Origin of the sequence: Kingella potus (assembly GCF_900451175.1) — a bacterium.
GTDB classification, from domain to species: Bacteria; Pseudomonadota; Gammaproteobacteria; order Burkholderiales; family Neisseriaceae; genus Neisseria; species Neisseria potus.
Genome location: NZ_UGJJ01000003.1, coordinates 362616 through 384934 on the forward strand (window position 1 = coordinate 362616; position 22319 = coordinate 384934).

12 protein-coding genes, 2 tRNA genes, 3 rRNA genes and 2 pseudogenes are annotated in these 22319 nt (G+C 56.4%); 6 read left to right on the forward strand and 13 right to left on the reverse strand.

The features are described 5' to 3' along the window. The first annotated feature begins 200 nt into the window (after positions 1-200). Positions 201-776 carry a class I SAM-dependent methyltransferase gene (locus tag DYE40_RS11755; RefSeq protein ID WP_244731395.1) on the forward strand — a complete coding sequence of 192 codons (576 nt, stop codon included), beginning with the start codon at positions 201-203 and terminating at the stop codon, positions 774-776. Positions 777-847: 71 nt separating this feature from the next. Here DYE40_RS11755 and DYE40_RS11760 read toward each other — a convergent pair whose 3' ends face one another. The 5 genes from DYE40_RS11760 to DYE40_RS11780 all read right to left on the reverse strand — a co-directional run bounded on the left by DYE40_RS11760 (position 848) and on the right by DYE40_RS11780 (position 7584). After that, a complete protein-coding gene (locus DYE40_RS11760) occupies positions 848-1147 on the reverse strand; it encodes an AzlD family protein (RefSeq protein WP_115309269.1) in 300 nt (99 codons plus the stop codon). Further along, positions 1144-1860 carry an AzlC family ABC transporter permease gene (locus tag DYE40_RS11765; RefSeq protein WP_115309270.1) on the reverse strand — a complete coding sequence of 239 codons (717 nt, stop codon included), beginning with the start codon at positions 1858-1860 and terminating at the stop codon, positions 1144-1146. The genes DYE40_RS11760 and DYE40_RS11765 overlap by 4 nt, the downstream gene beginning before the upstream one ends. 542 nt (positions 1861-2402) lie before the next feature. Further along, positions 2403-3191 carry a hydroxyacylglutathione hydrolase gene (gene gloB / locus DYE40_RS11770; RefSeq protein WP_115309271.1) on the reverse strand — a complete coding sequence of 263 codons (789 nt, stop codon included), beginning with the start codon at positions 3189-3191 and terminating at the stop codon, positions 2403-2405. After that, complete coding sequence (locus DYE40_RS11775) at positions 3184-6465, reverse strand: DUF2339 domain-containing protein (RefSeq protein WP_115309272.1); 3282 nt, start codon at positions 6463-6465, stop codon at positions 3184-3186. Before DYE40_RS11775 ends, gloB begins: the two co-directional genes overlap by 8 nt. 603 nt (positions 6466-7068) lie before the next feature. Continuing rightward, positions 7069-7584, reverse strand: coding sequence for an RNA pyrophosphohydrolase (locus DYE40_RS11780; RefSeq protein ID WP_115309273.1), 516 nt, complete (start codon positions 7582-7584; stop codon positions 7069-7071). A gap of 234 nt (positions 7585-7818) precedes the next feature. Here DYE40_RS11780 and DYE40_RS11785 point away from each other — a divergent pair, with 234 nt between their 5' ends. Continuing rightward, positions 7819-8967: a polyamine ABC transporter substrate-binding protein gene (locus tag DYE40_RS11785; RefSeq protein ID WP_115309274.1), complete on the forward strand. Its 1149-nt coding sequence runs from the start codon at positions 7819-7821 to the stop codon at positions 8965-8967. A gap of 90 nt (positions 8968-9057) precedes the next feature. Continuing rightward, positions 9058-9780, forward strand: coding sequence for an SDR family oxidoreductase (locus tag DYE40_RS11790; protein ID WP_115309301.1), 723 nt, complete (start codon positions 9058-9060; stop codon positions 9778-9780). A gap of 71 nt (positions 9781-9851) precedes the next feature. On the opposite strand, the gene DYE40_RS11795 is transcribed toward DYE40_RS11790, so the two are convergent. Beyond that, positions 9852-11570 carry a hypothetical protein gene (locus DYE40_RS11795; RefSeq protein ID WP_115309275.1) on the reverse strand — a complete coding sequence of 573 codons (1719 nt, stop codon included), beginning with the start codon at positions 11568-11570 and terminating at the stop codon, positions 9852-9854. Between the two features lie 463 nt (positions 11571-12033). On the opposite strand from DYE40_RS11795, the gene DYE40_RS11805 reads away from it, so the two are divergent. Beyond that, a complete protein-coding gene (locus tag DYE40_RS11805; RefSeq protein WP_115309276.1) occupies positions 12034-12315 on the forward strand; it encodes a hypothetical protein in 282 nt (93 codons plus the stop codon). A 166-nt stretch (positions 12316-12481) separates the two neighbouring features. Here the strand turns inward: DYE40_RS11805 and DYE40_RS11810 are convergent, their stop codons facing one another. The 7 genes from DYE40_RS11810 to DYE40_RS11840 all read right to left on the reverse strand — a co-directional run bounded on the left by DYE40_RS11810 (position 12482) and on the right by DYE40_RS11840 (position 19052). Continuing rightward, complete coding sequence (locus DYE40_RS11810) at positions 12482-13135, reverse strand: IS1595 family transposase (protein ID WP_115307381.1); 654 nt, start codon at positions 13133-13135, stop codon at positions 12482-12484. Positions 13136-13364: 229 nt separating this feature from the next. Then, positions 13365-13682 carry a ComEA family DNA-binding protein gene (locus DYE40_RS11815; protein WP_115307676.1) on the reverse strand — a complete coding sequence of 106 codons (318 nt, stop codon included), beginning with the start codon at positions 13680-13682 and terminating at the stop codon, positions 13365-13367. Positions 13683-13830: 148 nt separating this feature from the next. Then, positions 13831-13943: ribosomal RNA gene (rrf, locus tag DYE40_RS11820) — 5S ribosomal RNA — on the reverse strand. A gap of 134 nt (positions 13944-14077) precedes the next feature. Continuing rightward, positions 14078-16964 (reverse strand): 23S ribosomal RNA (locus DYE40_RS11825). 328 nt (positions 16965-17292) lie between these two features. Beyond that, positions 17293-17368 (reverse strand) — tRNA-Ala (locus DYE40_RS11830). A 9-nt stretch (positions 17369-17377) separates the two neighbouring features. Then, positions 17378-17454, reverse strand: a tRNA-Ile gene (locus tag DYE40_RS11835). 57 nt (positions 17455-17511) lie between these two features. After that, positions 17512-19052 (reverse strand): 16S ribosomal RNA (locus DYE40_RS11840). The 16S, 23S and 5S rRNA genes sit together here with 2 tRNA genes alongside, the layout of an rRNA operon. Before the next feature lie 448 nt (positions 19053-19500). Here DYE40_RS11840 and thrB point away from each other — a divergent pair. Together thrB and DYE40_RS13225 are read left to right on the forward strand one after the other, a co-directional pair. Beyond that, a pseudogene (thrB, locus tag DYE40_RS11850) lies at positions 19501-20431 on the forward strand (homoserine kinase). Positions 20432-20687: 256 nt separating this feature from the next. Next, a pseudogene (locus DYE40_RS13225) lies at positions 20688-22098 on the forward strand (sodium:proton antiporter). Positions 22099-22319 lie beyond the last annotated feature (221 nt).

Below are 22319 nucleotides of genomic sequence, written 5' to 3' on the forward strand. Positions count from 1 at the left end.
GATACCCGCAAACGCGTCAAGGTTATTCAAGTGTAAAATTTTTCAACATGTTAAACCGTTTGTCTGTTTGCAACACCGCTTTGCAAAGGTAAAACGCGTGGGCAAAATAAGCATTTGTCGTTTTTTTACAGGGAAACAAGGCTATGGATACGGAACGGCTTTCTTGGTTTGACTGCGGTAGCGTCGGGATGCATACGTCCGTGTGCGAACAGGATTTTTTCCGCCGCACGGCGGCTGCTGCGTATTTTCAGACGGCCTTACAGCTCGGTATGCCGCAATGGAATCCGACGCACGGCGCGGCGGTGCGGGCGGGCAGAGACTGCATCATGGCCGCAGACGCGCTGCCCTTTGCCGCAAACAGCATGGATCTGCTGCTGCTGCCGCACGGCCTGGAAACGCCCTGCCGCGAGGGCGTTCTGCGCGAGGCATACCGCGTTTTGGCGGCGGAAGGCCGGCTGGTATTGAGCGGCTTCAACCCGCATTCGGTGTGGCGGCTGCTCTACCGCAGCGAGCGCAAGTCTTTTCCCAATCAGGAAAACTGCATAGCGATAGGCCGTCTGAAAACCTTGTGGCAGGATGCCGGCTTTGAAGCGGTGCAAACCGAATGGCTGGTCTGCTGGCCGCTGGCCGCGCAGCCGGACACGCCGCAGAAAAACGGCTGGCCTGCCGCAGCTTTGGTGTACGCAGCCGTTTTAATGAAACGGCAGGCGGGCGTACATCCTTTGGGCGGCTTCGTGCCGGCCGTCCTACCCGAATGGGATTTGCAGGGCGCGTAAGCAAACCCTGCCGGCAGGGTTTGGGAAAAATATGCGTCAAACCGCACGGCCGTGCCGCCCGCAAGCCGCCCCTAAGCCGCCAGCAAACCCAGCAGACCCGCCGTTCCCACCGCCAGCAGCACCGTCGGCAGCATGGGCAGGCGGCAGGCGGCCAGCACCGCCACCGCAACGGCAGCCAGCTCGTGCGGCTTGTCCGACGCGAAATACGGGGCAATCACCGCCACCAGCACGCAGCCGGGCGCGGCATCCATGACCTTTGCCGCACGCCTGCCCAAAGTGCGGTTGCGCAGCGCGAAAAAACCCATCAGCCGCGTGGCGTAAGTAACCGCCAGCATCCCCAATATCGTCAGCAGCGAATCCCACGAAATCATGCTTCGTCTCCTCCCGCCGTGAAAAAGGCGGTCAGCAGCCCTGCCGCCGCACCCGCCGGCACATACCACGCCCCGCCTGCCGTGCGGTAAACCAATACTGCGGCGGCCAGGCTGGCAAACCACGGCAGCGCGGGTTTCCAGCCCTTCCACATCCCGCGCAGCAATACCAGGAACACGGCGGGAAACGCCATACCGAAGCCCCACGCCGACACGTCGCCCAACACCGGCCCGATTGCCGCCCCCGCCGCCGAGGCGGCCACCCACACCACATACAGCGTCATGCACACGCCCATATAGTAGTGCAGGCTGAACAGCGGCAGCCCCGCTTCTTTGCGTTTGCGGATGTCGGCCATCGCCATCGCCCAGCTCTCGTCGGTCATCAGAAACAGCGCGGGCAGCAGGCGGCGCAGCGGCAGATGGCGGATATAGGGCGCAAATGCCGCCCCCATCAGGATATGGCGCGTATTGATCATAAAGGTAACGCCGACAATCAGCAGTATCGGCAGGGGTTTGTTCCACAAACCGACGGCGGCAAACTCCGAGCCGCCGGCAAAGTTCAGCCCCGCCATCAGTGGCATTTCCAACACGCTCATGCCTTTCTGCGCCCCCTGTATGCCCAAAATCAGGGCAAAGGGCAGCAGGCCGATGATGATGGGGATGCTGTCTTTCATGCCGCGCCGCAACTCCCGCGCGGCGGTGTGTCGTGTGTCCATAGCTGAAACGCCTTGTCGGAAAACGGCGGATTATAGCCGAGGGCGGCGCGGCGGAAAGCAAAGAGGCCGTCTGAAAACGTGCCATGCGTTTTCAGACGGCCTCTTTGCCGATGACAAACCAAATAAAAAAACATCCGTTGCGCTGCCTGCATGACAGGCAGGATGTAGCGTCCAAAGGCGGCGCACGCACTCCGCCGCAGCGGAAAGGCCGTCTGAAAAACGCAAAACTGCCTTTCGGACAGGCCGCATCCATGCCTGCAAACGGCCTCGTTTTCCGTTGCGCAGGCCGCGCACAATATCCGCAGGCCGCACGGCGGAGCGGCACGCCCCATCCTAACGGCAGAGGCCGTCTGAAAAACATAAAAGCTGCTTTTCAGACGGCCTCTTTGCCGCAAAAGGGCAGGCTGCTTTGCGGCAGGCGCGGGCGGAACGGGCAACAGGCCGACCCGTACGCAGGCGGTATGGCCGCTTTGCCGCCGCCGTGTCCGTGCCAACCCGCTATCTGTGCGGACGGCAACGGTTCGCCAGCCGTCTGCCCCGTTTCAAAACCCGTTTTTCAATTCGCGCAGCGCGGTAAAAACGGCGGTTTCGTCGGGCAGGACGCGCCCCGCAAGCTCGGCGGCGCGGCGGGCGACGGCGGGTTCGGCGGTGCGCAGGAAGGGATTGATCCGCCGCTCGTGTGCGAGGGTAACGGGCAGGGTGGGCGTACGGGCGGCCTGCTGCCGCGCAGCGGCGGTGTCGGGGTTGTCCGGCTCGATGAAAGCGGCGAAGGCGAGGTTGGCGGCGGTGTATTCGTGGGCGGGAAAAACAAGGGTGTCGTCCGGCAGGCTGCCGAGACGGCGGCAGGAGGCGGCGAGCTGCTGCGGCGTGCCGGTAAAGACGCGCCCGCAGCCGGCGGAAAACAGGGTGTCGCCGCAGAAAACGTATGTGCGCCCGCCCTCTTCCAGCAGATAGGCAAGGTGGCCGTCGGTGTGGCCGGGAATGTGCCAGACGCGGACGGTGCGGCCGGCAAAGCGGATGCGGCCGCCCTCCCCTACCGTAATGTCGGCCTCATCGATGCCGCTGCCGCCGTAAACGGTGCAGGCGGGAAAGCGGCGTTTGAGCTCCGCAATGCCGCCGGTGTGGTCGCGGTGGTGGTGGGTGATCCAGATTTGCGCCAGCGTCAGGCCGTGCGCGTGCAGGTATGCCAGCACGGGGGCGGCTTCGCCCGGATCGACGCAGGCGGCTTGGCCGCCGCTCCCGTCTGCATGAAAGGGCGGTGCCGGCGCAAGCAGCCAGACATAATTGTCGTCCAAGGCGGATACGGGGACGACGGCAAGCGGTTTATCCATGGTTTTTCCTTTCGCTTTCGCGGGGCGGCACGGGCGCGGCCCAGCCGACAATCAGCAGCAGCAGGCCGACAATAATAAAGGAAACGATGCGTTCGATGCCGCCGCTGCCGCCCAGCTCCACCAAAAACAGTTTGACGACCACCACGCCCATCAGCACCGCGCCCGCCATCCAGCGCAGGCGGCTGCCGCTGCGGTTGCCCGACACCATCATCACAATGGCCGTGGCCGCCCACACCACGGACAAAGCAGCCTGCACGCCGAGCGAATGCAGCAGCGCGTCGGCATTCCAGGCGATACCGCCGTAGAAATGCCAAAGACGCATCACGCCCGCGCTGATGGTGAGGAAGGCGGCAGAGCAAAGGGCGTAGAAACCGCGCCGCCGTGCTTTCCCGTTCCAGCCGGTGCGCGTCAGGGCGCGGAAGCCGTACCACAGCACAAAGGCGGCGGCGGCTTCCAGCGGGTTGAGCAGGGGCAGATAGGGCAGCGGCGCGGGCGGATGGGGCGCGGACACGTTTGCCCACACCAGCCACACGGCTGCGGCCAAAGCGCACAGCGCGCCGCCGAAAGTGCGGTATACGGCGGGATGCCGTCTGAACAGCGGCAGGCCGGTTTGCAGCAGCAGGAGATAGGCCGCCGGCACGGCCAGCCGGGACAATTGCAGCCACACGCCGTCAAGCCGCAAAGAGGCCGTCTGAAAAACGAGCTGCTGCCACAACAGGGCAAACAACAGCAGCGCGGCGGCGTGCGGAATGCGGCGGGACGTGCCGTTTGCCCCGCTTTTGCCGCCGTCAAGCTGCCAAAACATCAGCACGGTTTGTGCGGCGAGAACCGCCCACGCGGCAAGCGGCGCGGCACGGAAATCCTCCCCCGCCAACCGCAAAGCAAAGAGGAAGGCGGCGGCAAGCAGGATACGCTGCGCCCCGCGCCAGCACAGGCGGCGGGCGGCATACACGAAAGGCGGCAGCAGCAGCAGAGGATGCAGCCACATCACGGCGTTTTCAGACGGCCGCAACGCGCCGCGCCATGCGGTGTCCGCCAGCACCAGCGCAATCAGAAACACAACCGAACCCGCCCGTGCCGCCGCCCGCGCAGGCCGCTGCTGCGGCTGCGACAGCAGCCACGCGGCGGCGGCGGCCAAAGCGGCAAGCAGCAGGTAATGCGCCGCTTCGACAGGCGGCAGCGCGGTTTGCCCGTAGCGGGACACCCAAGCCGCGCAGCAGAAAGGCTGCCGCAAGTGAGTCAAAGGCAGAGCCAGCGCACACAGCAGCGAAAAAACGGCAAACACGGCCTGCCCCAGGCGGGAACGGCACACCGCCCACGCCAGAGCCAGCAGCGTGTAGGCCGTGATCAGGGCTTTGGCCGACGAAAACAGCAGCAGCGGCAGCAGCGAGGCGTAAAACAGCGCGGCAGCCAGAGAGGCCGTCTGAAAAACGCGTTCCCAATATGCCGGGGCTTCGCGGCGCAGGTGCGCCCACAAAACATACGGCAGCATCCCGCCGCCCGCCGCCAGCAGCGTGCCGGTACGCGAACCCTGTATCAGGCCGTCTGAAAGACCCGCGCCCCAGTGGTAGCTCCAAAGCTGCGCCACCGCCGCCGACAGATACACCGCCAGCGCAAACAGGCGCAGCTGCGGCAGCCGCTGCCGCAAACCCATGTAATAAAACAGCACGGCTTCCAGCGTCCACAGCGAAGCCGTATCCGCGCCGTCGAAAAACAGCGGCACCGCCAGCGTGGCAAACGCCAGAGCCAGCGCGGCAAACGCCTGCCGCAACACACGCAGCGGCTCCCTGCCCCGCAAAAGCAGCGCGGCACAGGCATACACGGCGGCAAAACCCAAAGCCGACCAGCCCGCGCCATACGGCAGATGCACCGTCATCGCCCATTGCAGGGCAAAAGCCGCAACCGCCGTACCGAACAGCAGCGTATGGTCGAGCAGGTGCACACGCATCCCGTACGCCGCGATGCGGGCGGCGATTTCGTCCAGCGCGGCATTGTCGGCCAGCGGCGGCACGCCTTCTTCCGCCCTGTCCGACAGACGGCGGCGGGCAAACAGAAAGGCGATAAGCGTGTACAGCAGCCAGTGGTAGAGCAAAAACGGCTCGACGGAAGCAAACAGCGGCGGCGCGTAATCCCGCATCCCCCAAGCCGCCGCAATCAGAAACGTGCCGGCAAAACCGGTCAGGTTCAGCGGCCGCCACGCCTTAAACCACGCGGCAAACGCCACACCCGCATTCAGCAGCGCGAGATAGGAAAACAGCACCAGATACTGTCCGCTGCCGTCGGATACCAGCAGCGGCGCGGCCAAACCGCCCGCAAGCGCGGCCTGCGCCATCGGCTGCGCATCCTGTTTCACCGCCAACACCGCCGCACAAGCCACCAGCCCCACCATCACCGCAAACACCGCCGGCGCAGGCAGCAGCGGATGCAGCTTCAAAGCCGCCAGCGCGGTGAGGTACATCACCGCAATGCCGAAGCCTTCCAGCACCAGGCCGTATTCGCGGCGGCGGCGTTGCAGCCGCCATCCCGCAAACGCAGCGGCCAAACCCGCGCCCGCCACCCCCAGATAACGCAAGCCCACGGGAACATCCACCCGTTCCGACGCATAGCGCAGCAGAAAAGCCAGGCCGAGAAACAGCACCACCACACCCGCTTTCAGCAGCGGATTGCGTACAAACCATGCCGCCAACGGATTTGCCGCATACTGCGCCCCGTCCCCGCCTGCGTTTTCAGACGGCCTATCGTTTTCCGCCAATGCCGCACCGTCCCGATGTCCGGATACGGAAGCCGTCTGCAAACTGCCGTCCGAATGCTTCCGCTCCCGCGCCCCCCGCATCCGCGCCAAAGCGGAAGCAGGAGGGGAATCGGGCGCAGACGGCTCCTGCGCGGCGGGAATGTTTTCCTGCGTGCAAACGGCATGTTCAGACACGGACGCAGGCAGCTCCCCAGCGGCGGCAGGCAGGGAAACAGGCGGTCTTTCCTGCGGCACAGACGGCGGCGGCGCAGACGCTTCCTCCCGCCCGGCATTGCCGGCAGGAAGCCCTCCGCCCAACCCGGGCTGCACCGGCCGCACACCCTCCAACGCCGCCACCCGCTGCCGCAAATCGTCCACCTCGCGCCGCAGCGCGGCCAACTCCTCTCCGCGTCCGCCCGCCCGTTCTTTCCAAGATATATGGTGTACGGCCAGCCACAACACCGCGCCCGCCAGCAGGCCGGCTACCGTTTCGCCGTACACCGCGCCAAGCAGCGCGGCAGCAAAAAACAGGATGTATTTCATATCGCCCTCACAAAGGAAGCATCTGCGGCAGATTGTAGCGCGGAAACGCCGCACGGCAAAAAAGGCCGTCTGAAAAACAAATATTTTCAGACGGCCTTGATTCCCTCTCCCGCCTGCGGGGGAGGGTTAGGGTGGGGGCTGTTGCCGCTTCGGCTGCGCTGGCGGGCGGGAAAGCGGTTTGGCAAACCGCCACCCCCTCCCCGACCCTCCCCGCGCAAGCGCAGGAGAGGGAGCAGGTTTGCGGCGGATTTTTCGGTTTTAACTTCGTTGAAGCTGCGCTTTCAGACGGCCTCTTCTGCTTTATCTGCCGGCCCCGCGTAGGGTGTGTCGCCCCGAGGCGACGCACGCGGATTTGCAGATTATTCGGAAAGGCTGTCTGCAAAACAAAGAACGCGTGCGTGGCAAGCCACACACCCTACCGAACAGCATAGGCCGTCTGAAAAGCACAAATGTTTTTCAGACGGCCTTATATATTTCTCTGCGTTTGTTCTACCGAATCCTACGCAGAGTGCCGCTCAGCGGCGCACGCGCTCCCACCGTAGTGGAAAGGCCGTCTGAAAACCGTGTTACACGGCTTTCAGACGGCCTGCCAAGCGCAAAGCCCTACTCCGTCGGGCGGCGCAGCAGAAACGCCTCACGCGTTTCCAAATTCTTCAAAAAACGCGACAGCTCCGAAAGTGCGCCTTCGTACACGCTGCGTTTGAACTCGATTACCTCGTCTATCGGTGCCCAATAATCGTGCCAACGCCAGCCGTCAAATTCGGGATGGCTGGTGGCGCGCAAATGCACGTCGCTCTCACGGCCGACCAGCCGCAGCAGATACCAGATCTGCTTCTGCCCACGGTATGAGCCGCGCCATTCGCGCCGCACCCAGCCGTCGGGCACTTCGTAACGCAGCCAGTCGCGCGTACGCCCGATGATTTTCACATGGTGCGGCAGCAGGCCGACTTCTTCCAAAAGTTCGCGGTACATCGCCGTTTCCGGACTCTCCCCCGGCTTGATGCCGCCCTGCGGAAACTGCCACGAGTGTTCGCGCACCCGCTTGCCCCAAAACACCTGGTTGTGCCGGTTGGTCAAGATGATGCCGACATTGGGGCGGTAGCCTTCCCTGTCCAACATGGTTCTGCGCCCTCGCTCATTTTTACAATCGGGCGATTTTCCCATATTACAGGCCGTCTGAAAAGAAAGCCCGCCTGCCCGCAGGCGGCGGCACACGGGCATCCGGGCCGGGCCGCATGCAGTGTCGCATTTGTTAAAAAACGTTTGTAAAACCGCTCCGGAATCTTGCGTGCCATAGGCTTTTGCCGTTTAATGCGCGCCACAAACCATCCGTTTTTCCAAAGGAACACACACATGAAAAAAACCATCCTGACAAGCGTGCTGCTGTGCCTTCTGGCCGCCTGCGGCACGCAAGACCGCTCCGATAGTGCGGGTGCGGCGGACGCGCAGCCCGCCCGCCCGTCCGCCACTTCCGAACTCAATATTTTCAACTGGTCGGACTATGTCGATCCCGACACCGTCGCCGCTTTCGAGGCCGCCGAAAAAATCAAAGTGCGCTACGACTTCTACGACAGCAACGAAGCCCTCGAAGCCAAGCTGCTTACCGGCAATTCCGGCTACGATCTCGCCGCGCCCTCCCTTTCCAACGCAGGCCGCCAGATTAAAGCGGGCGCGTATCTGAAAATCGACAAAAGCCTGATTCCGAACTACAACGGCATCGACCCCTCCCTGCTCGAAAAAATGGCCGCCGTCGATCCCGGCAACCAATACGCCGTACCCTACTTCTGGGGCATCAACACCCTCGCCGTCAATACCGCCAAAGTCCGTGCCGCCCTCGACAGCGACGAGCTGCCCGAAAACGAATGGGATCTGGTCTTCAAGCCCGAATACACCGCCAAGCTCAAAAGCTGCGGCATCAGCTACTTCGACAGCCCCACCGAACAATATCCGCTCGCCCTCAACTACCTCGGCCTCGACCCCAACAGCGAAAAACCCGCCGACATCGAAGCGGCAAACGCGCTGATGGCCAAAGTGCGTCCCGACATCAAACGCTTTACCTCCTCCGGCTACATCGACGACATGGCCGCAGGCAACCTCTGCGTCGCCGTCGGCTACGGCGGCGATCTGAACATCGCCAAAAACCGCGCCAAAGAAGCGGGCAACGGCACCGACATCCTCGTCCTCGCCCCCAAAAGCGGCGTAGGCCTGTGGATCGATTCCTTTATGATACCCGCAGGCGCGGCCAACGTACTGAACGCCCACAAATACATCAGCTACGCCCTGCAGCCCGAAATTGCCGCCAAAAACGGCAGCTTCGTCCGCTACGCCCCATCCGTCTCCGCCGCCCGCGACCTGATGGATCCCGCTCTCGCTGCCGAGCCTTCGGTTTTCCCCGGGCCGGAAGTGCTGGAAAAAAGTTTCATCGTCCTGCCCAAATCGCGCGAAACGGTCAAACTGCAAACCCGCCTCTGGCAGCGGCTCAAAGCAGGCAGCGGCGCGTGAGGCACTATTCCGCCGCATAAGGCCGTCCGCATCCTTTTTTCAGACGGCCTCATGCGCCCGACAACCCACCGACAGCAAGGAGCAAACACCATGACCGGCAGACTCAACGGCAAAACCATCCTCATCACCGGCGCATCGCAGGGCATAGGCGCGGCCGCCGCCCGCCACTGCGCCGCCGAAGGCGCAACCGTCATCCTCGTCGCCCGCCGCCAAAAGCGTATGGAAAAAGTCTATGACGAAATCGTTGCCGCCGGCTCGCCCGAGCCTTTTGCCGTCTGTTTCGACCTGCTCACCGCCGAAGAAAACGAGTTTGCCCAACTCGCCGCCACCATCGCCGAAGCCACTGAAGGCCGCCTCGACGGCATCGTCCACAGCGCAAACTACTTTACCGCCCTCTCCCCCCTCGACTGCCAAACCGTCGCCGCCTGGGTCAAGCAATACCGCATCAACACCGTCGGCGCGATGGGTCTGACCCGCGCCTTCCTGCCCATGCTGATGCAGTCGGAAGATGCGTCTGTCGTCTTCGTCGGCGAAAGCCATGCCGCCAAGCCCCAAGCCTACTGGGGCGGCTTCGGCGCATCCAAAGCCGCCCTCAACTACCTGGCCGGCAGCATCGCCGACGAATGGAGCCGCTTCGAGCACCTGCGCGCCAACGTCCTCATTCCCGGCGCGGTCAATTCGCCCCAGCGCGAACAAACCCACCCAGGCGAGTCCAAAAGCGAACGCCGAGAACTGGACGAAATCATGCCCGACTTCATCTACTGGCTCAGCCGCGAAAGCCGGGGACGCAACGGCGAAACGGTTTACCTGTAATCACGCAAACACACACAGGCCGTCTGAAAACGATTTTCAGACGGCCTGTGTGTTTGTACGTAGGAAAACGTTCAGCCAAACTGGCGCACAAAGCGTTCCAAATCAAATTTCGCCCTGGATTCCTCCAAACCCACGGGCAGCGGCAGCCCGGTAAGGCCGTTTTCGCCCGCAGGCAGCGCATAGCGGTGGAAACCCGCAGACAAAGCAGCCGGCAGATCTTCGTCAAACTCCAAATTGACAATCTGCTGCGGATGTTCGTCGTTGGCGAAACGGTATAGCTTGTCGTGGACGGCAGCGGCGGTTTTGCGGATTTTCTGCTTGATTTCGGCCAGCTTGGCGGCGGTTTTTTCGTTTGTTTTAAACAGCTTGTTGAAAAAAGACGGATTCTCGCTGATTTTGGCGGCCGTCTCCTCCGCCTTCCGTTGCAGATCCCGATAATCCGGCAGGCTTTCTTTGGCAAGGTTTTTAAAATCGGCCGCAACTTGTTTGGCCCGGTTGCAGGCAGCCACCCATTCGTCGTCGTCCATACGGACAAACACATCTTCGCGGCGTTTTTCCAAAAAAGCGGTATAGGCCACCAGCCTACCGAGAAAAACTTCGGCCAATTCGCTGCCGCGTATGGCGGGAAGCGTTTGGAAGTCTTTGAATACGCTAATTATGCTGCCAAAAAGCTGGCGCATACCCAATTGCAGGTAGTTCAGCTCGTCCTGATTGGAAGCTCGGCGGACGATGGCTTTAAACGGTTGGAGGATATTTTCCTCCATCATATCCTCATACTCCTGCAAACGGGCGGCAACGGCTTTGTCCAGCACGAGATTGGCATCAAACGGCTGAAACAGCAACGGAAACAGATACTCTTCGTGATATTTATCCAAACTTTCCATCTGATCGATGATAAAACGGGAGACTTTGCCTTCAATGGTAATAATCGCAGCAATCTGCTGCCTGAAACGGCGTTGGATTTCTTCATCGCCGTTGGCCAGCAACGCGGTATTAACCGCCGTGCCGTTGAGCAAAAACTGGTCGTCCGAATACAGCAGGTCTTCCTGCAAAAAGCGGCGCAAACCAAACGGATTCAGGCCGGTCTCGACAGTAGGGGCAATGGCAAACAGATATTTGGAAGCACGCACGATTTCCAGTTGGCGCACTTTCTGCTCTTCGCACAAAAAGGTATTGAGCAGGGGATGGGGCATTTCGGCAAGCTGGCGGTTGCGCAGGGTACGGAACAAATGGCCGAGCAACCGCTGTTTCAGAAACACTTCGTTGATAAAGGTTTTGATAACGGGAAAATTGAGATTTCGACGGTTTTCGGGAATGACCCAATCGGTTTTATCGCGGATCACTTCGGCCGCCGCACAGATAAAGTTGGCGTGCAGCCGCTGCTTGGCGCGCTGCCAATCGGGTTTGTTTTCGGTTTGCACAGCTTGGATTTTGTCGAGCGCGTTTTCTAAAAGCTCGGCAATTTTACCCGCGTCGTCCAGCTCTTTCAGTGTATAGAGAATATCTTGGAGAAAACGCATCAGGTTTGCCAAATGCTGGGGAATGCCTTGCACCCCCGCAGCCAAATCGCCTGCCGATACGGCAGGGCGGTAAACAAACTTTTCCTCATCCTCATCCCAAAAAATTTCTTTCGGCGTAAGAAGCTGCTCGGTAACCTGTATGCGCTCTTCAGGAGAGAGCGCGGCGAATACCGCTGCCAATTGATCCTGCCAAAAAATATCCAGGCGCGGCTCAATCTGGTTGATTTCGCTGCGCACGGGATAAGAAATAAGATTGGGTCGTATGTCCATACATTTTTTCCTTAAAATCGCATCTACTCCGATAATAGCATTTCCAAATAGCAAAATAAACGTATAGATAGATAGATGGATAGATAGATAGATAGATAGATAGATAGATAGATAGATAGATAGATAGATAGATAGATAGATAGATAGATAGATAGATAGATAGATAGATAGATAGATAGATAGATAGATAGATAGATAGATAGATAGATAACTGATATTTATATATTATTTTTAATTCGTGAAGTTATCAGCTATATCTTTCCTTAGAAGCTGATGATGTTTTCGATAGTGCGTCGAATTAGATAAAAGCCCATTTCGACAGGAAGCGCAAAGGCAAACGTGATCGCAGAGCAGCAGGAAAAGTAGCAGCCTTTGGTATTCTCAAACATGGCGGCAAGACTTATACCTTAGTTGCCGAAAAATCCAAAAGAAAAAGCTTGCTGACTGTTATTACAAGAAAATCATGCAGGACTGCATTGTTTATACCGATTGTCTGAGTAGCTATAATACGTTGGATGTGAGCATCTTGACTCATCAGTGCATTAATCACAATAGACCGTTTGCCAAGGTGGTGGATAACGTCATATTTGAAGTTACTGCCGGTTTAGGCGAAGCTGCGGCCAATTTGGTTGGCGATGCTGTCGTGAATTCCTCCGCTTTGGCAGAGCGTTTTGTCTTACCGTTTAGATTTCAACCATTTGTTGCTGCCCTACACTTCGTTTGTAAAATTGTCTTTGGGATGTAGAAAATCGTCGCGTTGTTTACACTTTTTCGGCTGCCCAAGCTCTCGCTTCTCGGCTGCATGATGATGTCTCAGCTTTCACAAATTATCAAAAACCATGTGGCGTTGCCGTGTCTTGTGGCATTCTTAACAACCTGTGCATTCCACTAGGGGCTGTACTAGATAAGCCCTAAATTTCACACCACCGACGCAGCACTTTAAGCTGCTCGGACGGTGTACCAAAGTTAAAACGAAACTCACATTCTTTCAAGAAAAGAGGGAAAGATTTACGGTCAATTCCGTTATATTTTCGCAGAACCCGTTTTGCCTGATTCCAAAAATTCTCAATGCCGTTGATATGGTTTTGTCTGTCGGCAAACAGCTTGCTGTGGTTGATGCGGTGGTGGGTAAAACCACTTACATCCAACACGTCATAGCTGCTTAAACAATCGGTATAAACAATGCTGTCAGGCATGATTTTTCTTGTGATAACAGGAAGTAAGGTTTCTATTTTGGCATTCTTAACAACCACGGTATAAACCTTCCCACCCCGTTTAAGAATACCAAATACCGCCACTTTTCCCGCTGCTCCGCGCCCCCGTTTGCCTTTACGATGCCCACCGAAATAGCTTTCATCTAATTCGACAGCGCCATCAAAAACAGCGTCAGCTTCCAATGAAAGATAGTAGCTGATGACTTCACGAATTTTGCGGTAAAACAGTGCTGCTGAATTGGGGTGGATGCCCAATAAATCGGCAGCAGAACGGGCGGTAACTTCGAGTACAAAAAATTGAAGGAGTTTTTTTTGGATACTCTTTTTTAGTTTACAATGGGTTATCTTCATTTTTGCAGTCTATCATGACTGCTTATCTAGTACAGCCCCTTCCACTAAGGCGCACAACCCATACTGAACTACATCGCTATCTTCTACCCTTCTCCACGTCCAATCCTTTACTGCCGCCGTTTAGCGGTTTTATCCCTATATTGGCGGTATTTGACAGGCGCAGTAAAACCGGCCGGCAGTATTTGGTCTGCCGGCCGGTTTTGTCTTTACGGTATGGTGTTATGCGCTTTTACGGTTTTTTGGCGGCCGGGACGGCGGCCTGTGCCGGTTTTGCCGGTTTGGCGGCGGGAGCCGCACCAACCGTTGCCTGATCCTTCAATTTGCCCAAAATACCGTCGCCTATTCCTTTGACCTTTTTCAAATCGTCCACCGATTTGAACGCACCGTTTTCCTTACGGTAATCCACAATCGCCTGCGCCTTCGCCTGACCGATACCCGGCAGGGCCTTCAACTCCTCCGCTGTGGCCGTATTGATGTTGACTGCAGCCGAAACCAAAGCCGCTGCGGCATACGCCAAAAGACCGAACAAAGATTTTTTCAGATTCATCACTCACCTTTCAATCAAAATAAAAAAACGAGAGCCATCATAATCAAGAAACCCGTATCAGGCAAGCCTGTCTCACCGACCCCGGTTTGCTTCCGTCCCTGCACGCAAACAAAAACCCCGCCGTTAAAGGGCGGGGTTTGCAATAAGTGCCTGGCAGTGACCTACTTTCACATGGGAATCCACACTATCATCGGCGCTGGTTCGTTTCACTGTCCTGTTCGGGATGGGAAGGAGTGGGACCAAACCGCTATGGCCGCCAGACTAAAACTGTCAAATCGGTAAAGCCGGGGTCGGAAGGCATCTGCCTGTCCAACCGCAATCAACTGTGATGAAATATATCGGAACAAGTCCTATGTAGGCTTTGTCATCAAAGGATACAAAGTCCTTCAAATGATAGAGTCAAGCCTCACGAGCAATTAGTATCGGTCAGCTTCACGCGTTACCGCGCTTCCACACCCGACCTATCAACGTCCTGGTCTCGAACGGCTCTTTAGGAGGATTAAATCCTCAGGGAAGTCTCATCTTCAGGCGAGTTTCGCGCTTAGATGCTTTCAGCGCTTATCTCTTCCGAACTTAGCTACCCGGCGATGCGACTGGCGTCACAACCGGTACACCAGAGGTTCGTCCACTCCGGTCCTCTCGTACTAGGAGCAGCCCCCGTCAAACTTCCAACGCCCACTGCAGATAGGGACCAAACTGTCTCACGACGTTTTAAACCCAGCTCACGTACCACTTTAAATGGCGAACAGCCATACCCTTGGGACCGACTACAGCCCCAGGATGTGATGAGCCGACATCGAGGTGCCAAACTCCGCCGTCGATATGGACTCTTGGGCGGAATCAGCCTGTTATCCCCGGAGTACCTTTTATCCGTTGAGCGATGGCCCTTCCATTCAGAACCACCGGATCACTATGTCCTGCTTTCGCACCTGCTCGACTTGTCGGTCTCGCAGTTAAGCTACCTTTTGCCATTGCACTATCAGTCCGATTTCCGACCGGACCTAGGTAACCTTCGAACTCCTCCGTTACTCTTTGGGAGGAGACCGCCCCAGTCAAACTGCCTACCATGCACGGTCCCCGACCCGGATTACGGGTCTGGGTTAGAACCTCAAAGTCACCAGGGTGGTATTTCAAGGACGGCTCCACAAGAACTGGCGTTCCTGCTTCTAAGCCTCCCACCTATCCTACACAAGTGACTTCAAAGTCCAATGCAAAGCTACAGTAAAGGTTCACGGGGTCTTTCCGTCTAGCAGCGGGTAGATTGCATCTTCACAACCACTTCAACTTCGCTGAGTCTCGGGAGGAGACAGTGTGGCCATCGTTACGCCATTCGTGCGGGTCGGAACTTACCCGACAAGGAATTTCGCTACCTTAGGACCGTTATAGTTACGGCCGCCGTTTACTGGGGCTTCGATCCGATGCGCTAACATCTTCAATTAACCTTCCAGCACCGGGCAGGCGTCACACCCTATACGTCCACTTTCGTGTTAGCAGAGTGCTGTGTTTTTAATAAACAGTCGCAGCCACCGATTCTCTGCGACCCTCCTATGCTTACGGAGCAAGTCCTTAACATTAGAGGGTATACCTTCTCCCGAAGTTACGGTATCAATTTGCCGAGTTCCTTCTCCCGAGTTCTCTCAAGCGCCTTAGAATTCTCATCCTGCCCACCTGTGTCGGTTTGCGGTACGGTTCTGATTCAACTGAAGCTTAGTGGCTTTTCCTGGAAGCGTGGTATCGGTTACTTCGTGTCCGTAGACACTCGTTATCACTTCTCGGTGTTAAAAAGACCCGGATTTGCCTAAGTCTTACACCTACCGGCTTGAACAAACTATTCCAACAGTTTGCTAACCTAACCTTCTCCGTCCCCACATCGCATTGAATCAAAGTACGGGAATATTAACCCGTTTCCCATCGACTACGCATTTCTGCCTCGCCTTAGGGGCCGACTCACCCTACGCCGATGAACGTTGCGTAGGAAACCTTGGGCTTTCGGCGAGCGGGCTTTTCACCCGCTTTATCGCTACTCATGTCAACATTCGCACTTCTGATACCTCCAGCATACCTTACGATACACCTTCTTCGGCCTACAGAACGCTCCCCTACCATGCCTTGCGGCATCCGCGGCTTCGGTTACAGATTTGAGCCCCGTTACATCTTCCGCGCAGGACGACTCGACCAGTGAGCTATTACGCTTTCTTTAAATGATGGCTGCTTCTAAGCCAACATCCTGGCTGTCTGGGCCTTCCCACTTCGTTTACCACTTAATCTGTCATTTGGGACCTTAGCCGGCGGTCTGGGTTGTTTCCCTCTTGACAACGGACGTTAGCACCCGCTGTCTGTCTCCCGAGGAACCACTTGATGGTATTCTTAGTTTGCCATGGGTTGGTAAGTCGCAATGACCCCCTAGCCATAACAGTGCTTTACCCCCATCAGTGTCTAGCTCGAGGCACTACCTAAATAGTTTTCGGGGAGAACCAGCTATCTCCGAGTTTGTTTAGCCTTTCACCCCTATCCACAGCTCATCCCCGCATTTTGCAACATGCGTGGGTTCGGACCTCCAGTACCTGTTACGGCACCTTCATCCTGGCCATGGATAGATCACTCGGTTTCGGGTCTACACCCAGCAACTAGTCGCCCTATTAAGACTCGGTTTCCCTACGCCTCCCCTATCCGGTTAAGCTCGCTACTGAATGTAAGTCGTTGACCCATTATACAAAAGGTACGCAGTCACCCCTTACAGGGCTCCCACTGTTTGTATGCATCAGGTTTCAGGTTCTATTTCACTCCCCTCCCGGGGTTCTTTTCGCCTTTCCCTCACGGTACTGGTTCACTATCGGTCGATGATGAGTATTTAGCCTTGGAGGATGGTCCCCCCATCTTCAGACAGGATTTCTCGTGTCCCGCCCTACTTGTCGTATACCTAGTACCACCAACGAAATTTCGAATACGGGACTATCACCCACTATGGTCAAGCTTCCCAGCTTGTTCTTCTATCTCATCGGCTATCGTATACAGGCTCCTCCGCGTTCGCTCGCCACTACTTGCGGAATCTCGGTTGATTTCTTTTCCTCCGGGTACTTAGATGGTTCAGTTCTCCGGGTTCGCTTCTCTTGTCCTATGTATTCAAACAAGGATACCGTACAGAATACGGTGGGTTTCCCCATTCGGACATCACCGGATCATAGCTTTATTGCCAGCTCCCCGATGCTTTTCGCAGGCTTACACGTCCTTCGTCGCCTATCATCGCCAAGGCATCCACCTGATGCACTTATTCACTTGACTCTATCATTTGAAGTACCTTTCTGACTTCGGTGCTTTGCCGTTGACTAACTCGGCACCTTCAGGCCTCTACTTTGATACAGCCTACTGCTTGTTGTGTCCCGATCCTGCCTTTTGTGCTTCAGAATCGGGTCGATACAATCACCACCCAAATTTTACCGTCTGATTCTTTGATGCTTAAACCATGATTGCAACAATGATTTAAACCAAATCAAACGACTTTGTCTTTGTTTGTTGATTTCGGCTTTCCAATTTGTTAAAGATCAATGCGTTGTTTTCGCAAATTAAAACAGTCTGTCTTTCTTTCAGACTGCTTTGATTTGGGAAATCCTGGTGGAGGCAAACGGGATCGAACCGATGACCCCCTGCTTGCAAAGCAGGTGCTCTACCAACTGAGCTATGCCCCCAGTCTAGCTTGGTGGGTCTGGTAGGACTTGAACCTACGACCCCACGCTTATCAAGCGTGTGCTCTAACCACCTGAGCTACAAACCCTTTGTAACGCTCTCTACGATTACCGATAAGTGTGGATGCACCCGCCCCTTTCTCTAGAAAGGAGGTGATCCAGCCGCAGGTTCCCCTACGGCTACCTTGTTACGACTTCACCCCAGTCATGAAGCATACCGTGGCAAGCGGCCTCCTTGCGGTTAGCCTACCTGCTTCTGGTATCCCCCACTCCCATGGTGTGACGGGCGGTGTGTACAAGACCCGGGAACGTATTCACCGCAGTATGCTGACCTGCGATTACTAGCGATTCCGACTTCATGCACTCGAGTTGCAGAGTGCAATCCGGACTACGATCGGTTTTGTGGGATTGGCTCCGCCTCGCGGCTTGGCTACCCTCTGTACCGACCATTGTATGACGTGTGAAGCCCTGGTCATAAGGGCCATGAGGACTTGACGTCATCCCCACCTTCCTCCGGTTTGTCACCGGCAGTCTCATTAGAGTGCCCAACTTAATGATGGCAACTAATGACAAGGGTTGCGCTCGTTGCGGGACTTAACCCAACATCTCACGACACGAGCTGACGACAGCCATGCAGCACCTGTGTTACGGCTCCCGAAGGCACCCTTCCGTCTCTGGAAGGTTCCGTACATGTCAAGACCAGGTAAGGTTCTTCGCGTTGCATCGAATTAATCCACATCATCCACCGCTTGTGCGGGTCCCCGTCAATTCCTTTGAGTTTTAATCTTGCGACCGTACTCCCCAGGCGGTCGATTTCACGCGTTAGCTACGCTACTAAGCAATCAAGTTGCCCAACAGCTAATCGACATCGTTTAGGGCGTGGACTACCAGGGTATCTAATCCTGTTTGCTACCCACGCTTTCGGGCATGAACGTCAGTGTTATCCCAGGGGGCTGCCTTCGCCATCGGTATTCCTCCACATCTCTACGCATTTCACTGCTACACGTGGAATTCTACCCCCCTCTGACACACTCTAGCCTGCCAGTTCAGAACGCAGTTCCCAGGTTGAGCCCGGGGATTTCACATCCTGCTTAACAAACCGTCTGCGCCCGCTTTACGCCCAGTAATTCCGATTAACGCTCGCACCCTACGTATTACCGCGGCTGCTGGCACGTAGTTAGCCGGTGCTTATTCTTCAGGTACCGTCATAAGTTCATGGTATTAGCACAAACCCTTTCTTCCCTAACAAAAGTCCTTTACAACCCGAAGGCCTTCTTCAGACACGCGGCATGGCTGGATCAGGCTTGCGCCCATTGTCCAAAATTCCCCACTGCTGCCTCCCGTAGGAGTCTGGGCCGTGTCTCAGTCCCAGTGTGGCGGATCGTCCTCTCAGACCCGCTACTGATCGTCGCCTTGGTAGGCCTTTACCCCACCAACTAGCTAATCAGACATCGGCCGCTCGGATAACGCGAGGCCCAAAGGTCCCCCGCTTTCCCCCTCAGGGAATATGCGGTATTAGCCTTCCTTTCGGAAAGTTATCCCCCATTATCCGGTACGTTCCGATGCATTACTCACCCGTTCGCCACTCGCCGGCAGTAGTGCAAGCACTACCCCGCTGCCGTCCGACTTGCATGTGTAAAGCATGCCGCCAGCGTTCAATCTGAGCCAGGATCAAACTCTTATGTTCAATCTCTAACTTACTTAACTTCTGGTCCGCTTCAAAGAAACCGACAGGAAATATAAAATTCCTTGTCTGTTTTTCGTCGCAGTATGGGGCCAAACGCACCCACACTTATCGGTAATCATCTTGTTAAAGAACTGCGCCGCCGAAGCAGCAAAGACGCACACTATACCCACCAGAAAAAAAACAGTCAAGCAGTAAAACCAAATGCCTCTGCCAAAATACGCCATGTACACGGAAAAAAAGAAAATTTTTTGTCAGAGGAAAATTAAAAACAGAAGCTGCAACACACAAACATCAAGACCGGAAAGTATCAGAGGCCGTCTGAAAGCACTGTCTCTGTCGTACCTTTGTGCCATACACGGCTTATTGTTATTTTGATATGATGTGCCGTTTTCCCGAAAAATATTACCCGTAATTATTCCTTAAATAAATAAAACGATAGGTGCAAACCATGTCCGTCTATACCAGCATTTCCGATGAAGAAATGCGCATTTTCCTTGCCGACTATGATTTGGGTTCATTTGTTTCACTGACGGGAATTGCGCAGGGGGTTACCAACAGCAATTATTTCCTGAATACGACTTGCGGCCGTTATGTACTGACGGTTTTTGAGGTTTTGCAGCAGGAAGAGTTGCCGTTTTTCCTGTTGTTGAAACAGCATCTCAGCAGCAACGGAGTGGCTTGCCCTACACCTGTCGCACGGCGCGACGGGCAGCTTGATTCGGTATTGGCGGGGAAGCCTGCCTGCCTGGTTAGCTGCCTGAATGGTGCGGATACCGGCAGACCGACGGCGGAACAGTGTTACAACACGGAGCCATGCTGGCAAAAATGCATATTGCCGGTCAAAGTTTCCCCATGCACATGGACAATCCGCGCCATAGCCGCTGGTGGCACGAATCGGCACAAAGCTGTTTCCCGTATTGAACAAAGAAGATGCGGAATTACTGCGGATGAGATTGCCTACTTGGATACCCATCCCGACAGCAGCCTGCCGCGCCGGTATCATCCATGCCGAACCTATTTAAAGACAACGTACTGCCTCGACGGCAGCGGCAGTATCCCGGTTTTATTGATTTTACTATGCTTGCGACGGCAGTTTCGTATACGACCTCGCCATTGCCGTCAATGATTGGGCGCGCACCGCCGATAATATTCTGGATACGGAACGCACGGATGCCTTTATTCACGGCTACGAAAGCGTCCGTCCGTTGTCTGCCGCCGAACGCGCCTACTTCCCCACCGCACAGCGTGCCGGCTGTATCCGTTTTTGGGTTTCCCGCCTGCTGGATTTCCATTTCCCGCAGGAAGGCGAGATGACTTTCATTAAAGACCCGAATGCTTTCCGCAATCTTCTGCTCTCTTTCAGGCGGCCTCAGCCTTAACAAGCGGTTTGCAATCTTCCTTTTTCAGACGGCCTGCCTATATCCGGTCTTATTTTGAGAGGCCGTCTGAAAACCGCCTTAGTCCGACACCTTCCCCGCCGCTCATTCTCCACCCGCAGTTTTCCGTTACAATTAAAACGGTTTCCCATAAACTGCGTCCAATCCCAACGGACTCAACAGGCCGTCTGAAAAAGACAGTCCGGGCAAACCGCCCGCCCTATCAGGAATAAAAAAGGAATATCGAATGCACCTCAAAATGCACCAACTGCTCTTCCCAGCCCTGCTATGCACACCCGCCGCCGCCTTTGCCGCCACACCCGACGGCTCGCAACTCAGCCTGATTTGGGGGCTGCCCTTCGTCCTCATCCTGCTTTCCATTGCCACCGGGCCGCTCTTTTTCGCCCACACCTGGCATCACCATTTCGGCAAAATCACCGCCCTGTGGACGCTGCTTTTCCTCATTCCCTTTACGCTCGTTTACGGCGTAGGCGCAGGGTGGGTACCATCGTCCATGCCCTTGTGGAGGAATACATTCCCTTCATTCTACTGCTGCTGGCTCTATACACCGTATCCGGCGGCATTTTGGTATGGGGCAACCTGCACGGTTCGCCTAAAACCAACACGGCCATTCTGGCCATCGGTACGCTTTGGCCTCGGTAATGGGTACGACCGGCGCGGCCATGCTCATGATCCGGCCGCTTCTGAAAGCCAACGACAACCGCAAACACCGCGTCCACAGCGTCATCTTCTTTATTTTCCTCGTTGCCAACATCGGCGGCGGACTTACCCCGCTGGGCGACCCGCCCCTCTTCCTCGGCTTCCTCAAAGGCGTGGACTTCGGCTGGACGGGTGCAGCATATGCTTCCGCCCGTCCTCATCAGCTCGGCCGTCCTGCTGACCCTGTTCTACTTTATCGACCGCCACTACGCCCTTGAAGACGAAATCCTCCCGCGCGACCCCAGCCCGGACAGCGCGTTGAAAATACACGGAAAACGCAACTTCTTCCTACTGGCCGCCGTCGTCGGTGCGGTACTGCTTTCCGGTATCTGGAAACCCGGTATCTCCTTCGACATCCTCGGCAGCCACTATGAACTGCAAAACCTCGTCCGCGACGGCCTGCTGCTCGCCATTACCGCCGTTTCCATAAAGATCACCCCGAAACAAGTCCGTGCCGGTAATGAATTCAACTGGGATCCCATTGCCGAAGTCGGCAAACTCTTCCTCGGCATCTTTATTACCATTGCCCCCGTCCTCGCCATCCTCAAAGCCGGCGAACACGGCGCGATGGCAGGCATCGTCGCCCTTGTCCACGACAGCTCCGGCAATCCCGTCAATACCATGTACTTCTGGATGTCCGGCCTGCTCTCCGCCTTCCTCGACAACGCCCCCACCTACCTGGTCTTCTTCAACCTCGCAGGCGGCGACCCCCAAGCCCTCATGACCGGACATCTCTTCCACACCCTTTTGGCCGTATCCATGGGTTCCGTCTTCATGGGCGCACTCAGCTACATCGGCAACGCTCCCAACTTCATGGTTAAAGCCATCGCCGAACAACGCAAAGTCCCCCATGCCCGCCTTCTTCGGCTACATGGCTTGGTCCTTCGGCATACTCGTTCCCCTCTTTATCCTGCACACCCTTTATCTTCTTCGTGTGGCAGATTTTCTAAACCACGCATCCACAAGAGCCTGCCTGCTTACCGCCGGCAGGCTTTCAAGCAGTCTGAACCAATCAACGCAGTCAGATAAGGAGCCCCGATTATGCAGAAAACCGCTTTATTGATTATCGACGTACAGCAATCCCTGCTCGACATGCGGCCCTACCGCGCACAGGAAATGATGGATGCCATCTCCCTGTTGCTGCACACCGCCCCGCACCCACGGGCGCGAA

Coding starts and splice junctions, on each gene's coding strand:
- DYE40_RS11775 (WP_115309272.1), bottom strand. CDS start 6,465: ATGAAATACATCCTGTTTTTTGCTGCCGCGCTGCTTGGCGCGGTGTAC.
- DYE40_RS11795 (WP_115309275.1), bottom strand. CDS start 11,570: ATGGACATACGACCCAATCTTATTTCTTATCCCGTGCGCAGCGAAATC.
- DYE40_RS11805 (WP_115309276.1), top strand. CDS start 12,034: ATGCAGGACTGCATTGTTTATACCGATTGTCTGAGTAGCTATAATACG.
- DYE40_RS11765 (WP_115309270.1), bottom strand. CDS start 1,860: ATGGACACACGACACACCGCCGCGCGGGAGTTGCGGCGCGGCATGAAA.
- DYE40_RS11780 (WP_115309273.1), bottom strand. CDS start 7,584: ATGTTGGACAGGGAAGGCTACCGCCCCAATGTCGGCATCATCTTGACC.
- DYE40_RS11810 (WP_115307381.1), bottom strand. CDS start 13,135: ATGAAGATAACCCATTGTAAACTAAAAAAGAGTATCCAAAAAAAACTC.
- DYE40_RS11760 (WP_115309269.1), bottom strand. CDS start 1,147: ATGATTTCGTGGGATTCGCTGCTGACGATATTGGGGATGCTGGCGGTT.
- DYE40_RS11815 (WP_115307676.1), bottom strand. CDS start 13,682: ATGAATCTGAAAAAATCTTTGTTCGGTCTTTTGGCGTATGCCGCAGCG.
- DYE40_RS11785 (WP_115309274.1), top strand. CDS start 7,819: ATGAAAAAAACCATCCTGACAAGCGTGCTGCTGTGCCTTCTGGCCGCC.
- DYE40_RS11790 (WP_115309301.1), top strand. CDS start 9,058: ATGACCGGCAGACTCAACGGCAAAACCATCCTCATCACCGGCGCATCG.
- gloB (WP_115309271.1), bottom strand. CDS start 3,191: ATGGATAAACCGCTTGCCGTCGTCCCCGTATCCGCCTTGGACGACAAT.